The sequence below is a fragment of the Stenotrophomonas sp. YJH_SMC_46 genome (assembly GCF_059370315.1).
In genome coordinates this window covers 248,168-262,603 of sequence record NZ_JCAFTO010000005.1, presented here as the reverse complement: position 1 = coordinate 262,603, position 14,436 = coordinate 248,168, and the positions used below count along the sequence as shown (strand labels likewise).

General features: G+C 67.5%; 15 protein-coding genes. 4 read left to right on the top strand and 11 right to left on the bottom strand.

What is annotated here, in order from left to right:
* Position 1: 1 nt before the first annotated feature.
* Complete coding sequence (locus tag AC5P8C_RS16885; protein ID WP_004153636.1) at positions 2 to 448, top strand: 3-dehydroquinate dehydratase; 447 nt, start codon at positions 2 to 4, stop codon at positions 446 to 448.
* A gap of 117 nt (positions 449 to 565) precedes the next feature.
* Here the strand turns inward: AC5P8C_RS16885 and dcp are convergent, their stop codons facing one another.
* From dcp to arfB, 3 genes are all read right to left on the bottom strand, one after another.
* Positions 566 to 2,722 (bottom strand): peptidyl-dipeptidase Dcp, encoded by a 2,157-nt coding sequence (gene dcp / locus AC5P8C_RS16880; protein WP_019661886.1) that lies wholly within the window; start codon positions 2,720 to 2,722, stop codon positions 566 to 568.
* A gap of 111 nt (positions 2,723 to 2,833) precedes the next feature.
* Positions 2,834 to 3,436, bottom strand: a complete 603-nt coding sequence (locus AC5P8C_RS16875) for a lysophospholipid acyltransferase family protein (RefSeq protein ID WP_010487088.1) — start codon at positions 3,434 to 3,436, stop codon at positions 2,834 to 2,836.
* A gap of 4 nt (positions 3,437 to 3,440) precedes the next feature.
* Positions 3,441 to 3,872 carry an alternative ribosome rescue aminoacyl-tRNA hydrolase ArfB gene (gene arfB, locus AC5P8C_RS16870; RefSeq protein ID WP_005420755.1) on the bottom strand — a complete coding sequence of 144 codons (432 nt, stop codon included), beginning with the start codon at positions 3,870 to 3,872 and terminating at the stop codon, positions 3,441 to 3,443.
* 133 nt (positions 3,873 to 4,005) lie between these two features.
* Between arfB and AC5P8C_RS16865 the strand changes: the two genes are divergently transcribed.
* Positions 4,006 to 4,533, top strand: coding sequence for a DUF2059 domain-containing protein (locus AC5P8C_RS16865; RefSeq protein ID WP_019661887.1), 528 nt, complete (start codon positions 4,006 to 4,008; stop codon positions 4,531 to 4,533).
* A gap of 70 nt (positions 4,534 to 4,603) precedes the next feature.
* Here AC5P8C_RS16865 and AC5P8C_RS16860 read toward each other — a convergent pair whose 3' ends face one another.
* The 4 genes from AC5P8C_RS16860 to AC5P8C_RS16845 form a co-directional block, all read right to left on the bottom strand.
* Positions 4,604 to 5,347 carry a pseudouridine synthase gene (locus AC5P8C_RS16860; protein WP_134729721.1) on the bottom strand — a complete coding sequence of 248 codons (744 nt, stop codon included), beginning with the start codon at positions 5,345 to 5,347 and terminating at the stop codon, positions 4,604 to 4,606.
* Positions 5,348 to 5,456: 109 nt separating this feature from the next.
* Entirely contained in the window at positions 5,457 to 6,035 is a 579-nt protein-coding gene (locus AC5P8C_RS16855) for an O-methyltransferase (protein WP_019661889.1), read from the bottom strand.
* A 5-nt stretch (positions 6,036 to 6,040) separates the two neighbouring features.
* Positions 6,041 to 7,696: a ubiquinone biosynthesis regulatory protein kinase UbiB gene (gene ubiB, locus AC5P8C_RS16850; RefSeq protein ID WP_058979718.1), complete on the bottom strand. Its 1,656-nt coding sequence runs from the start codon at positions 7,694 to 7,696 to the stop codon at positions 6,041 to 6,043.
* Positions 7,693 to 8,328: a ubiquinone biosynthesis accessory factor UbiJ gene (locus tag AC5P8C_RS16845; RefSeq protein WP_495219129.1), complete on the bottom strand. Its 636-nt coding sequence runs from the start codon at positions 8,326 to 8,328 to the stop codon at positions 7,693 to 7,695. The genes ubiB and AC5P8C_RS16845 overlap by 4 nt, the downstream gene beginning before the upstream one ends.
* Before the next feature lie 407 nt (positions 8,329 to 8,735).
* Between AC5P8C_RS16845 and ddlA the strand changes: the two genes are divergently transcribed.
* Positions 8,736 to 9,830: a D-alanine--D-alanine ligase gene (gene ddlA / locus AC5P8C_RS16840; protein ID WP_495219168.1), complete on the top strand. Its 1,095-nt coding sequence runs from the start codon at positions 8,736 to 8,738 to the stop codon at positions 9,828 to 9,830.
* 175 nt (positions 9,831 to 10,005) lie between these two features.
* Here the strand turns inward: ddlA and AC5P8C_RS16835 are convergent, their stop codons facing one another.
* The 3 genes from AC5P8C_RS16835 to oleC all read right to left on the bottom strand — a co-directional run bounded on the left by AC5P8C_RS16835 (position 10,006) and on the right by oleC (position 12,890).
* Positions 10,006 to 10,161, bottom strand: coding sequence for a DUF1328 domain-containing protein (locus AC5P8C_RS16835; RefSeq protein WP_005407633.1), 156 nt, complete (start codon positions 10,159 to 10,161; stop codon positions 10,006 to 10,008).
* Positions 10,162 to 10,242: 81 nt separating this feature from the next.
* Complete coding sequence (oleD, locus tag AC5P8C_RS16830) at positions 10,243 to 11,235, bottom strand: 2-alkyl-3-oxoalkanoate reductase (RefSeq protein ID WP_019661893.1); 993 nt, start codon at positions 11,233 to 11,235, stop codon at positions 10,243 to 10,245.
* Positions 11,232 to 12,890, bottom strand: coding sequence for an olefin beta-lactone synthetase (gene oleC / locus AC5P8C_RS16825; RefSeq protein ID WP_026347247.1), 1,659 nt, complete (start codon positions 12,888 to 12,890; stop codon positions 11,232 to 11,234). The genes oleD and oleC overlap by 4 nt, the downstream gene beginning before the upstream one ends.
* A gap of 104 nt (positions 12,891 to 12,994) precedes the next feature.
* On the opposite strand from oleC, the gene AC5P8C_RS16820 reads away from it, so the two are divergent.
* The gene (locus tag AC5P8C_RS16820) at positions 12,995 to 13,426 is read left to right on the top strand and encodes a YkgJ family cysteine cluster protein (protein ID WP_005407630.1); all 432 of its coding nucleotides are present in this window, start codon (positions 12,995 to 12,997) and stop codon (positions 13,424 to 13,426) included.
* A 114-nt stretch (positions 13,427 to 13,540) separates the two neighbouring features.
* Here the strand turns inward: AC5P8C_RS16820 and AC5P8C_RS16815 are convergent, their stop codons facing one another.
* Complete coding sequence (locus AC5P8C_RS16815) at positions 13,541 to 14,431, bottom strand: alpha/beta fold hydrolase (protein ID WP_019661895.1); 891 nt, start codon at positions 14,429 to 14,431, stop codon at positions 13,541 to 13,543.
* Between the last annotated feature and the right edge of the window lie 5 nt (positions 14,432 to 14,436).

Below are 14,436 nucleotides of genomic sequence, written 5' to 3'. Positions count from 1 at the left end.
CATGTCGATCTTCATCATCCGCGGCCCGGAAGCGGCCGGCGCCCTGATCCGCACCGCGATGCCGCTGCCGGCACCGGTCCTGAAGTCGCTGGTGCATCGCGCGATCGACGCCGGCACCAGCGTGGCGATCCGCGCCTGCGGTTCGGAACAGGAACTGCTCGATGCGCTGCGCGTGGCCGATCACAGCCGTGGCGAGGTGACGCTGCTCGATCCGGGTGCGTGTGCCAACAGTCTGCGCCTGCAGCGGCTGCTGCCCTATCTGCACAACGCGTACGTAGAGGTGCATGACGACGGCGCAGTGGCCGAGCCCTGCCTGCCGGCCGGTGTCGGCCAGCGCTTGGGCATCGCCGCCGGCTATGGCGCGCAGAGCTATGTGCTGGCGTTGGATATCGCGCTCGATCACCTCGGGTTGGCCGAGCAGGCCAACCGGGTGCACGTGGGGACGTGATCCGCTTGTGTAGAGCCGAGCCCATGCTCGGCTGCCTTTCCAGGAGCCATCAGCCGAGCGTGGGCTCGGCTCTACAGAAAGAAAAACGGCGGGGTTGCCCCCGCCGTTTCCGCTTTCTTATTTCAGCCCGCGGAACTTCAGCAAAGGTTCCACCGACGGGTCCTTGCCGCGGAAATCGCGGTACAGGGTCGACAGCTCCACGCTGTTGCCGCGCGAGAGGATCTTGTCGCGGAACTCCTGGCCGTTGGCCGCCGTCAGCCCACCGTGCTCGGTGAACCACTGGTAGGCGTCATGGTCGAGCACTTCGGCCCAGAAGTAGGCGTAGTAGCCGGCCGAGTAACCGCCACCCCAGATGTGGTCGAAGTAGGTGGTGCGGTAGCGCGGCGGCACCTGCGGCAGGTCGACCTTGAACTTCTTCAGCGCGCTGGCTTCAAAGGCGCCGACATCCTGCAGCGGCGCGTCGGCCTTCTGGGTGTGCCAGGCCAGGTCCAGCAGCGCGGCAGACAGGTACTCGGTGGTCGCATAGCCCTGGTTGAAGCTGCGCGCCTTGAGGATCTTGTCGACCAGTTCCTGCGGCATCGCCTCGCCGGTCTTGTAGTGCTTGGCGTAGTTGGCGAACACCTTCGGATCCAGCGCCCAGTGCTCGTTGAACTGCGACGGGAACTCGACGAAATCACGCGAGGTGGCGGTGCCGGCAATCGACGGGTACTTCACGTTCGAGAACATGCCGTGCAGCGCATGGCCGAACTCATGGAACATGGTGGTGACGTCGTCGAAGCTGATCAGCGCAGGCTGGCCGGCGGCCGGCTTGGTGAAGTTGCAGACGTTGTAGACCACCGGCTTGGCACCGGTCAGGCCGTCCTGTTCGACGAACACGTCCATCCAGGCGCCGCCGGACTTGCTGTCACGCTTGAAGTAGTCGGTGTAGAACAGCGCCAGCGAGGTGCCGTCCTTGTCGAACACTTCGTACACCTTCATGTCCGGGTTGTAGGTCGGAATGTCGGTACGCGGCTTGAAGGTGATGCCGTACAGCTGGGTGGCGGCGTAGAAGACGCCGTTCTGCAGCACATTGTCCAGTTCGAAGTACGGCTTGATCTGCGATTCGTCCAGATCGTACTTGGCCTTGCGCACCTGCTCGGCGTAGAAGTCCCAGTCCGAAGCGGCGACCTGGAAACCACCCTTCTGCGCGTCGATCACCTTCTGGATCTCGCCGGCTTCGGCGCGCGCCTTGGCGGTGGCGGCCGGCACGGTGTCGGTCAGCAGCTTGAGTGCCGCAGCCGGGGTCTTGGCCATCTGGTCGCCCAGCTGGTAGTCGGCGAAGGTCTCGAAGCCGAGCAGCTTGGCCTTCTGCGCACGCAGCTGGGCCAGGCGCTGCACGGTCTGCCGGGTGTCGTTGGCATCACCGCGCTCGGCGCGGGTCTCCGAGGCCTTCAGCACGGCGGCGCGCTGGTCGCGATCGCTCAGCGAGCCGAGCACCGGCTGCTGGGTGGTGTTCTGCAGCGGCAGCAGGAACTTGCCGTCCAGCTTGCGTTCCTTGGCGGCGGCCGCGGCGTTGTTGATCGCATCCTCGTCCAGGCCGGCCAGCTTGGCCTTGTCGTCGACGACGACGGCCGCAGCGGCGGTGGCGGCCACCAGGCGGGTATGGAACTGGGTGGAGAGGGTGGTCTCTTCCACGTTGAGCTTGCGCAGGGTCGCCTTGTCAGCGTCGGACAGCTGCGCACCGGCGCGCACCAGGCCGTCGTAGTAGTGCTCGACCAGGCGCTTCTGCACCGGATCCAATTCCAGCGTGTCGCGCTGGTCATAGATCGACTTCACGCGCGCGAACAGCTTCGGATCGAGATTGATCTCGTCCTGGTGCGCAGCCAGCTTTGGCGCCACTTCTTCCTGGATCTTCTGTCGTGCATCGTTGGTATCGGCCTGGACCAGGCCGAAGAAGATGCGCGAGACGCGGTTCAGCGTCTCGCCGCTGCGCTCCATCGCCACGATGGTGTTGTCGAAGGTGGCCGGCTCGCTGCTGTCGGCGATCTTGCGCACGTCGGCCAGGTGCTGGCGCATCCCCTCTTCGAACGCCGGCAGGTAGTCGCTGTCCTTGATCTTGTCGAACGGCGGCGCCTGGAACGGCAGCGTGCTCGCACTCAGCAGAGGGTTGGTGGAGGCTTCGGCCGGCTGCTGGGCCGGGGTCTTCTGGGCATCGGACACGGGGGTGGACTCCTTGCCGGAACAGGCCGCCAACGCCAGGCTGATGGCGGCGGCCAGGACTACGGTACGCGACATGTAAAACACTCCTTGGGCAGACGGTACGGGATACCAGCCCTCCACCCTACTCCTGTCGCGCTCGCCCGGCATGTGCCGGACGTGGCGTCTATGCAGCGGCCTGCGGCAGGCTCAGACCGTACCGCGGGTCTTGCCGATCCAGGGCCGGTAGAACTCGCGGATCGCGGCCATGTCGGCAGCGTCATCACCACTGGGCGTGAACAGCGGGCCGATACCGATGGTCTTTTCCGGGTAGTGGAAGTACGCGGCAAGGATCGGCACGTCAGCCATCCGGGCGATCTTCAGGAAACCGGCCTTCCAGTCCTTCACCGCCTTGCGGGTGCCCTCGGGGGTGATGGCGAACCACATCTTCTCGTTGTTGCGCAGCAGGTCCACGGCCTGTCCGACGGTGCCCTGCGGCGAGCTGCGATCGAGCGGGATCACGCCCAGCCTGTGCAGCAGCGGGCCCAGCGGCCACCAGAACAGCGACGCCTTGCCCAGTACCTTCACCTTCATGCCCAGCGCGATCTTGGCCGCCATGCCCCACAGCCCATCCCAGTTGGACGAATGCGGGGCGATGATGAAGACCAGCCTGGGAATGTCAGGCAGGGTGCCGGTCACCTTCCAGCCGCCCATGCGCAGGGTGCAGCGCGCCAGCCAGCGCAGGAAGGCGTTGGGTTTGACCTGCGGCATCTGCGGCGGCACGGCCGGCAGCAACGAAGTCGGGTTGTTCAAGCAATCACTCCCAGTCACGTGATGAGCGACCGCGCTTGATCTGCGCGCGCCCGCGTTTGGCGTCCAGACGACGCAGTTTCGACCCGAGGGTCGGCTTGGTGGCCTTGCGCGGCTTGGGCACGCTCAGCCCGGCCTGGATGAAGGCCGCCAGCCGCTCGCGCGCATCCTCGCGATTGCGATCCTGGGTCCGGAAACGTTGCGCATCGATGACCAGCACGCCTTCGCCGGTCATGCGCCGGTCACGCCGCGCCAGCAGGCGTGCGCGCAACGGTTCGGGCAACGAAGGCGAGTTGGCCACGTCGAAACGTAGTTCCACCGCGGTGGAGACCTTGTTGACGTTCTGGCCACCGGCACCGCTGGCACGCACGAACCGCTCGACGATCTCGCCGTCGGGGATTTCAAGCTGCGCGCTGATGGTGACCGGTCCACTGCCCATCCGCGCATTGTAGCGGCAGCCACGTGCCGGAGTGCGGCATCGCGCGCCGTATGCCGCCGATCAGGTACCGAACACGCCGCCTTCGCCTTGGCTGCGGGTATGCTGGCCGTCCCATGTACCGCAGGAAGCCCGCATGACCCGCACCACACCCGCCCTGCCGTCCCTGCTGCGCCGCGCCGCCCTGCTGCTGGCGCTGGCCGTGGCCAGCGTTCCGGCCCTGGCCGCGCCACCGACAGACGGCGACATCAACCGCCTGCTGTCGGCCTCGCGTGCGCAGAGCATGATCGACACCATGCTGCCGCAGATCGAGGCGATGCAGCAGCAGCAGTTCCAGCAGGTGGCCGCACAGCGCCAGCTCAATGCCCAGCAGCAGGAACAGCTGAAGCGGATCCAGGCACGCACCAGCCAGACGCTGCGCCAGGCCCTGTCGTGGCAGCAGCTGCGGCCGATGTACGTGGACCTGTACAAGAAGACGTTCAGCAAGGAAGACGTGCTGGCGATGGCCGAGTTCTACGAGAGTTCGGCCGGCCAGAGCCTGCTGGACAAGACCCCGGCGCTGATGCAGAACGTGATGGTGGCCATCCAGGCGCGCATGCAGCCGCTGTTCGCGGATCTGCAGAAGGATCTGGAGGCGATCGTCAACGAGCCGGAAAAGAAATAACGGGGTGCGCCGGGCCACGCCCGGCCGCTGGCTGTAGAGCCGAGCCCACGCTCGGCTTACGGCAGCAGCATCAGGCGTCGTCCACCTGCCAGCCAAACAGGTCCAGCGCCTTCTGGAACTCACGGTCCAGCGGTGCCCTGACATCCACGTCGCCGCCCTCCGGATGCGGGAAGCGCAGGCGCTCGGCGTGCAGCAGCATGCGGTGCACGCCCTGCATGCGGAAGATGCGGTTGTGGCGGCCATCGCCATGGCTGGTGTCGCCAATCATGTGGTGCGAGAGGTGCTTGAGGTGCCGGCGGATCTGCCGGAAGCGCCCCGTCTGTGGCTGGCAGCGCAGCAGTGCATAACGCGAACGGGTGAACTCACCGACCGGCACCGACAGCTCGCCCGTCGCCAGGCGCTGGAAGTCGGTGATCGCCGGCTTCTTCACCGGCTTGCCCGGGCCGCCATCCAGATCATGGTCCACCCGCCAGGACAGTTCCGCCGGCCATCCCCGGCAGACCGTCAGGTAGTCCTTCAGCACTTCGCCGCCCATCAACGCCTTGCCCAGCGCGCTGGCCGTCTCGCGGTCGAAGGCCAGCAGCAGGCAGCCACTGGTGGCCCGGTCCAGGCGGTGCACGAGGAAGATCGGCCGCCCCAGCTGCTCGCGCAGGCGGTCGGCCAGGAAGTCGTCTTCGCCACGGGCCAGCTTGCTGTCGTGGACCATCAGCCCGGCAGGCTTGTTGACCACGGCCAGGCGCTCATCCAGGTGCAGCAACTGCAGGGGCGCGGTGTCGGTCTCGACCGCGGCGAGGGTATCGGGTTCGGTGCTCACCGCGGGATTATAAGGGCCTGCTTACTGTAGAGCCGAGCCCATGCTCGGCTGCTCTGCGCGACCGGCAACAGCGTGCCAACCAAGGTTGGCACCTACCGATGTAGAGCAGTCAGGCGCTGCGTACGGCCAACAGCTCGCCATTGCCCACCGGCACCAGGCTGACGCTGAAGTCCGGATCAGCGTCCAGCAGCACGCGCAGCGGTTCCATTTCCTGCGCATGCGAGGTGGCGTTGTCCACCACCAGCAGGCCCCCCGGCCGCAGCACGCGGCGCAGCTGCGGCCACCAGCCGGCGTACTGCCCGCGGTCCGAATCGAGGAACAGCAGGTCAATGCTGGCATCGACGGCCTGTGCCAGCCACGGCCCTGCATCGTCGTGAACCAGCGTGATGCGATCGGCCAGGCCACTGCGCGCGAAGGTGTCACGCGCCATCGCCGCCTTGTCCTGTGCGTATTCCAGCGTGATCACGTGGCCGTCGATGGCGGCGGCAGCCTCGGCCAGCCACAGCGTCGAATAGCCGTTGGAGGTGCCGATCTCCAGCACCCTGCGCGCGGCGCCGAAGCGGACCAGCACGGACAGGAATTCACCCGTGTCCGGCGTGATGTTGAGCATGCGGCGGCCACGCGCGCTCTCGCGGGCGTCGTTGTCGGCGCCGAAGCGTGCCAGTTCGTCCTTGAGCGCCTGCAGCATGGGACCTACTTCCACCACGCGCGCGCCAGCGCCACTGCGCCCAGCGCACCGGACAACCAGCTCCACATTGGCAGGTCGCCCCAGTACCAGCCCGGCGGCTGCAGCACGTACATGAGCGCGGCAATGGCCAGCAGGCCCACGCCAGTGATCGCCCCCACCGCGCGCTTCTGCAGGCGCTGCACGCTGGCGTCCAGAGCGGCCAGGTCGCGCGAGCGCATCGACAGTTCATGGCGGCCTTCCACCTGCTGGGTCAGCCAGGCGTGTACCAGACGTGGCATGTCCGGGGCATGGGTCATGATTTCCGGCAGGCGCTTGCCGATCTCGCGTACCACCCGGCGCGGGCTGTAGCGCTCGCGCAGGATCTTCGCCAGCACCGGCTTGGCCACCGCCCAGATGTCGATCTGCGGGTCCAGCTGGCGGCCGACGCCTTCGATGTTCAGCAGGGTCTTCTGCAGCAGGATCAGCTGGGGCTGCAGGGTCAGCTGGTAACGCTGCGCCACGCGGAACAGCTTCATCAGCACTTCGGCCAGCGAGATCTGCGACAGCGGCCGGGTGAAGTAAGGTTCGCAGACCGATCGCACCGCCGCTTCCAGATCGTCGATGCGTACGTGGTCCGGCATCCAGCGCGCCTGCACGTGCAGTTCGGCAATGCGGCGGTAGTCACGGTTGAAGATGGCCATGAAGTTCTCGGCCAGGTAGTACTGATCTTCCTGCGAGAGCTGGCCCATGATGCCGAAGTCCAGCGCGATGAAGCGCGGGTTGGCGCGACGCGCCGGATCGGTGTCGACCCAGATGTTGCCGGCATGCGCATCGGCATGGAAGAAGTTGTCGCGGAACACCTGGGTGTAGAACACCCGCACGCCCTTGGCGGCCAGCGCCTTGCGGTCGATGCCGGCCTTGTCCAGCGCGGCGATGTCGTCGGACGGAATGCCCCACACGCGCTCCAGGGTCAGTGCGCGCTCGGCCGTATGGCTCCAGATCACTTCCGGCACGTACAGGTCGTCGCTGTTTTCCCAGAAGCGGCGCAGCACGCTGGCATTGGCGCCTTCGCGCTGCAGGTCCAGCTCGGCGGCCAGGGTGTTCTCGACCTCGGCCACCACTTCGCGCGGCCGGATTTTGTCGGCGCGCGGGTGGGTGCGCTCGACCAGCGCGGCCAGCGAATTGAGCAGGGCGATGTCGGCGTCGATCTGCTTCTCGATGCCCGGGCGAAGTACCTTGACCACCACCTGGCGGCCATCGGCCAGCGTCGCCGCGTGCACCTGCGCGATCGAGGCCGAGGCCAGCGGTTCGGTGTCGAAGCTGGCGAAGGCCGCACTGACCGGCAGGCCGAGCGCGTCCTCGACGATGCGGCGCGCGGTCTCGCCATCGAACGGCTTGACCCGGTCCTGCAGCAGGGTCAGTTCATTGGCCACGTCCGGTGGCACCAGGTCGCGGCGGGTGGACAGGATCTGGCCGAACTTGACGAAGATCGGGCCGAGGTCCTGCAGCGCCAGGCGCAGGCGTGCACCGCGCGACTGTGCGGCGATGTCGGCCGAGGCCCGCGGCACGAACGGCTTGGCCAGGCGCAACCAGCGCTCGGCCGGTGTGCCCTGCAGCAGGTCGTCGAGGCGGTAACGCAGGATCACCCGGCCGATGCGGCTGGCGCGCAGCACGGCCTTCATGCGGCACCCCGCAGGCGCTGCACGCGAGCACCCAGACGCTCGACGTCATCGCGCAGCACGTCCACGTCATCGTGGAAGGCGTCCAGCTCGGCACGCGGCACCACATCGCGCGATTCCTCGGTGATGAACTCGGCGGCGCTGTGGGCCAGATCGATCGCGCCCTGGCGCGCGTGCTGCAGGCCGTTGCGCAGGGTGTTGGCAACCTGCACGCCCAGTACCTCGCCGAATACGCTGACGAAGGGCTGCTGCCAGTCCGGGTCGAAGCCCTTGGCGAGCTGCTGCAGGCGGCGTGCCAGTTCGGCGTCGCCGGCCACGCGCACGCGGCCCTTGCCGTTGTTGTCACCGCGCCGTGCGTTGGCCAGCAGCGGCAGCTGCGCGAGCACGCCGGCCAGGCTGCTGCGCACGGCCAGGTCGGCTTCCTGCGCATCCACCGGGCCGACCCGCAGCTGGTCGCCGTCGACGCTGATGCGCATGGCCAGCGACGGCGCTTCCAGGGTCAGATCGATATGCCGGCCATCCAGGCTGGTCAGCGCATGGCGGGTATCCGGATCCAGCGCCAGCGCGCGGTTCAGGGCGATCTGCAGGGCGCGGCCGGCGACCGGCTTGAGGGACTTGAGCAGGGAGAGAGCCATGTGTGCATTCTACCTGCGTGGGTGGGGGGCTTGGGCCGGGCTGCCGCCCGGCACCCGCAGAGGCAACGGCAACGGCAACCGCAATAGCCGAAGCAACAGCAACAGCGGGCATTCCGTGGGTTGGCGGGATGGGTCCGGTTGCGGGGGACGCCGTAAACCCGTCCGTGGGGGCTTGGCCGCGGCATCCATGCCGCGGGCACCCCCACAACCGGACCCACCCCGCCTTCGACAGTTTCCCGCTGCTGTCAGGGCGGCTTTCTGTGTTGCTGTGGTGGGTGTCGACCTTGGTCGACACGGTAGATCCACGCCATGCGTGGATGGATTTCTGGTTCATCTGTGCCTCACGCGGAGGGCCGATGAAGGTTCATGCTATGGGGCCACGCAACGCACAGGACATCGCATTCGCCATGGCACGGACCCGGGTCGGCATCATCTTCGGTGGCAAGTCATCCGAGCACGAAGTTTCCCTGCAGTCGGCGAAGAACATCCTCGATGCGCTTGATCGCGAGCGCTTCGAGCCGGTGCTGGTCGGTATCGACAAGCAGGGTCAGTGGCATCTGAGCCAACCCGATACCTTCCTGATCAATGCCGATGATCCGTCGCGCATCGCCCTGCATCGGTCCGGTACGTCGCTGGCGGTGCGCCCGGGCGCCGAGCAGGCGCAGCTGCAGCCGTGCGATGCGGCCAGCGCGCTCGGCCAGATCGATGTGGTGCTGCCGATCGTGCACGGGCCACTGGGCGAGGACGGTGCGCTGCAGGGGCTGCTGCGCATGGCCAACCTGCCCTTCGTCGGTTCACCGGTACTGGGTTCGGCGGTGGCGATGGACAAGGACGTGACCAAGCGCCTGCTGCGCGACGCCGGGCTGCAGGTGGCACCGTGGCTGTGCATCCGTCGCCATCAGGCGGCGGCAGTCGATGTCGATGCGGTGATCGCGCAGCTCGGCCTGCCGTTGTTCGTGAAGCCGGCCAACCAGGGTTCGTCAGTGGGGGTGAGCAAGGTCAAGGATGCAGCGGGCTTCGCCGAGGCGCTGGCATTGGCGCTGCGCTACGACCACAAGGTGCTGGTGGAATCGGCGGTGGTCGGCCGCGAGATCGAGTGCGCGGTGCTGGGCAATGCGCATCCGCAGGCCAGCCTGTGCGGCGAGGTAGTGGTACACGACGAGTTCTACGCCTACGACACCAAGTACATCAACGACGATGGCGCCGACGTGGTGGTGCCGGCAGACATTGATGGCGCAACGCAGGCGCGTATCCAGCAGATCGCGCTTCAGGCCTACCGGGCGCTGGAGTGCGCGGGCATGGCGCGCGTGGATGTATTCCTCACCGCAGCGGGCGGGATCGTCATCAACGAGGTCAACACGCTGCCGGGCTTCACCCGCATCAGCATGTACCCGAAGCTATGGGGCGCCAGCGGCGTGGACTACACCACGCTGATCACGCGCCTGATCGAACTGGCGCTGGAGCGCCACGAGGCCTATCGCGGATTGCACAGCGCCGTGTAGCGGCGCTGTGTGTAGCGTCGAGCCATGCTCGATGATCCTCTGTAGAGTCGAGCCATGCTCGACTCACGAGAAGCAGTCGAGCACGCTCGACTCTACAAAGGGGCGTGCCGACCAACGGTCGGCACCCACCGGAAAGAGTAGTGCCGGCCGGCGGCCGGCACTACCCTGCGGTCTACTAGCCTCGCTTGCGGAACATCGAGATCACCGCAAGGATCAGGAACACCACGAACAGAATCCAGGCGATGTTCGTTGCGGCGCCGGCGATACCGGAGAAACCCAGAACGGCGGCGATGATGGCGATGACAAAGAAGATGATGGCGTAGTGCAGCATGGCGCTCCTCGCGGGTGGTCGAGCCTTGGATGGCGTGGGTCCATCCTCCCGATCCGGCGGTGTGCAACCAGTGATGGCGATCTATGCAGCAGATGAAGCCTTCAGTCTGCGCAGCCCTTCTTCGATGCTGACCTGCGGCACGTAGCCGAAGTCACGGCGTGCCGGCGCCATGCTGTACCAGTGCGGCGTGCACAGCTGCTCGGCCAGGAAGCGGGTCAATGGCGGCTCGCCGCGCAGGCGCAGCAGCGGCCACAGGCGCTCGCAGACCGCACCGATGCGGTAAGCGGTCTTGAAGCTGATCGCCTTGTCGACCGTCGGCGCACCCACCGCAGCCAACAGCTTGTTCACCAGCTCGCGCATCGGCAACGGCTCGCCATTGGAGATGAAGTAGGCCTTGCCCGCACACGCGGCACCCGGCGCCAGTGCCTCGAAGGCGAGAAAGTGTGCGAGCGCGGCGTTGTCGATGTAGGTGGTATCCACCTTGTTGTTGCCATCACCCACCAGGCGCAGGCGGCCCTGCCGTGCACGTTCGGCCAGGCGCGGCACCAGCTGCTGGTCGCCCGGGCCCCAGATCAGGCGCGGGCGCAGCGCCACCGTCGCCAGCGAGGCGTCGTTGGCCGCCAGCACGCGCTGTTCGGCAATCGCCTTGGTCGCCGCATACGGTGCCTGGAAATCTTCGCCGTAAGGCACTTCATCGGCGCCGAGGCCTTCCACCGGATGGGTAGCGCGATGGGTCACGCTGGGCGTGGAGGTGTAGACCAGCCTGCCGATGCGGTGCGCGCGGCAGGCTGCGATGACGTTGTCGGTGCCGACCACATTGGCCTGGTGGTAGCTGTCATAGCTGCCCCACGCGCCGGCCTTGGCACCATTGTGGAACACCGCATCGACGCCGGCCACCGCATGCAGCACCGCCTGCGCATCGGCCAGATCACCGCGGATCTGGCCCACGCCCATCGCCTGCAGTTCGGGGTAGTGGCTGCGGTTGAACGCCAGCACCTGGTGGCCACGCTCAACCAGCCCGCGGCACAGCGCCTGACCGAGGAAACCACCGCCGCCGGTGACCAGGATTTTCATGCGTGCTTCTCCAGTTCGGCGCCGGCCCAGACGGCGAGCTTTTCGCGGCCGATCTTGGCGTTGTGACGGATATCGACGGGGAACGCCGGATGCACCAGGACGTGCTGCAGGTTCGCATCGGGCAACCGTGCGGCGGCTTTCGCACGCAGGGCCTCGCGCAAGGCCGGGCCGTCGCTCTGCCCGCGCTGCAGTTCCACGCACAGCACCGGTACCTGTGCACCGGCCGGGCCAACACCCACCAGGGCCGTGCGCGCCACACCGGGCACGGTGTTGAACACCGGCTCGACCTGTTCGGTGTACAACGGCCCCTGCGCGGTTTCCACGCGATGGGTCTTGCGGCCGCAGAACCACAGACGGCCCTGTGCATCAAAGTAGCCCACGTCGCCCATGCGATGGACGATGCGGGTGCTGCCATCGGCCAGCGTCTCGCGGATCTTCGCCGCCGCGGTGGCCTGCGGGCGGTTGAAGTAGCTGTCGGTGGCGGTTGGGCCGGCCACAGTGATTTCTCCCACCTCGCCGGTGGCCAGCACACGTGCCTGCGACCAGTCGGCCAGCGGCGCGTCATCGATGGCGATGATGCGGACCTCGTTCGGTTCCACCACGCTGCCCACGCAGGTGCCAGCGCCGGCCTCGGTGGCGGCGCGGGTGCGCTCCAGCTCACGACCCTCCACCACTGCCACCGGCAGGCACTCGGTGGCGCCGTACGGCGTCCAGAACTGCGCATCGGCCGGCAGCAGGCTGCGGATGGTGGCGACCACGTCCGGCGGCACCGGTGCACCGGCCGAGGTCACCCGGGTCACCGTCGGCAGCGGCCGGCCATGCTTCGCCAGCACCCGCATCAGCGCGGGCGAACCAAACAGCTGGGTCACGCCGAAGCGCTGGATGGCATCGTGCAGGCGTGCCGGGTCGGCCTGCGCCGGCCGCGTCGGGTCCATGTCCGGGATCACCGAGGTCAGGCCCAGCGCCGGGTCGAACAAGGCAAACGGCGGGAAGGTCGGCAGGTCCACCCCGCCCGCTTCCATGCCGAAGGCACTGCCCAGCAGCTGGATCTGGCCGACGAAATGGCGGTGGCGGTAGACCACGCCCTTGGGCACGCCGGTGGAGCCACTGGTGAACAGGATCGCGGCCATGTCCTCGCCATCGGTGTCGGCCAGCATCGGCCCAGCGCTAGCGCCAGCGCGCTCCAGCGCGGCCAGGCTGGTGCCGCCCCAGCCGAGGCGGCGACCGACAGTGACCAGGCGGGTCGCCGAGGGCGCCCAGCGCAGCGCCAGCCGCGCCACATGCGCCAGTGGAATGCCGATGAAGGCCTGCGGCTGCGCCTCGTCCAGGCACTGCTTCAGGGCGCGCTTGTCGATGCCCGGGTCGACCAGCACCGGCACCGCCCCCAGCTTGAACAGCGCGAACATCAGCAGGAAGAATTCCGGCGAGGGCCGCACCATCACCACCGTGCGCACCCCGCGGCCGATCCCGTAGCCGGCCAGACCGGCGGCCATGGCGTCGCTGCGGGCATCCAGCTGGCGGTAATCGAGGGTGACGTCGTAGGCGGCCATGCCGTTGCCGGCGCCCCGGCGGCCGGGGCAGCGGATGGCGATCTGGTCGGGGCGTTCACGCGCCAGTTCAGGCAAACGGGCCGCAATATTGCAGGGTCGGTTCATCCGTTCATTGTCGCCGCTTACGGAATTTCTTGCGCGGCGGCCGACTTCGTGGAAAATCCGCACCCTCGTTCCCGATTCCGACTGCCGCCCGAGGCGGCTTGCCCATGCAACATCCCTGCATGACCTGCGGCGCCTGCTGCACCCAATACCGTGTGGCCTTCCACTGGATGGAATCGGACGAGGTCACCCCCGGCGGCGTGCCGCACCAGCTTACCGAGGTGCTGGACCCGCACCGCCTGTGCATGCGCGGCACCCATTCCAAGCCGGTGCGCTGCGTCGCGCTGGATGCGCAGATCGGCGTGTATTCACGCTGCACCATCCACCCCAACCGGCCCAGCGTGTGCCGCGAGGTGGATGCATCGTGGGAGTATGGCAAGGCCAGCCCGCAGTGCGACAAGGCGCGCATCGCCTATGGCCTGGATCCGTTGACGCCGGCCGACTGGCGCTGGCGCGATGACGCCGACAATGACGACGACCATCCGGACGACAACGGCAACAGCCCTTCCTCGCCGCCGCAGGCGCCGGTCGCCGCGTAATGGTAGTGCCGGCCGCTGGCCGGCAACCTCATCAACCCTTCGGGTGTGCCGACCAACGGTCGGCACCCACCGGAAGAGGAAGGGGTGGATGCCGACCGTTGGTCGGCACACCGATCAGATCGGGTTGGCGTCCAGGAACGCGCGGATTTCCGGCACCAGCACCTCGTGCTTGTCCTCCAGCACGTAATGCCCGGCGTCCTCGAACGCATGTACCTGGGCCTTCGGCAGCGCGGCCTGGAAGCCCTTCAGAAAATGATGGTCGAACACGAAGTCGCGCAGGCCCCAGCCGAGAAAGGCGGGCCGGTCAGCGAACGACGGCAGCGCTTTGCCGGCCCGCTCCAGCAGCGGCCAGGCCTTGTCGGCCGGCGACAGCGGGATGTCCTGCATGAAGCGGATGGTGCTGATGCGGTTGGCCCAGCTGTTGTACGGCGACACGTAGGCGCGGCGCACGTCGGCCGGCATCTTGCGCTCCACGCCCAGCCACGAGGCACCGGAGGAGAACGCGTTGAAGCTGCGGATGATCCACTCGCCGATCTTCCAGTGACGGCCCAGCGCGATCTGCCACGGCATCTTCTTCCCCGCCGGCATCGGGAAGGCGGCGGTGTTGAGCACCACCAGGCGCTTGACCTGGTCGTGGTGCGACAGCGCCCAGCCGAAACCGATCATGCCGCCCCAGTCGTGCACGGCCAGGGTCACCGGTCCGGTGATGCCCAGGTGCTTGAGCAGCGCATCGAGGTCGTCCACGCGCGACTGCAGCGTGTACTCGTAGCGGCTGTCATCAGGCTTGTCCGACAGGCCCATGCCGATATGGTCCGGCACGATGCAGCGGTAGGTGTCCGACAGGCCGGCCACCAGCGTGCGCCAGTAATAGCTCCACGACGGATTGCCGTGCACCATCACCACTACCTCGCCGTCGCGCGGGCCTTCGTCGAGATAGTTCATCGACAGGCCCGGGCGCACTTCGAAGCGCTGCGGGTGGGCGGGGTAACCGGGAAGATCGCGCATGCGGA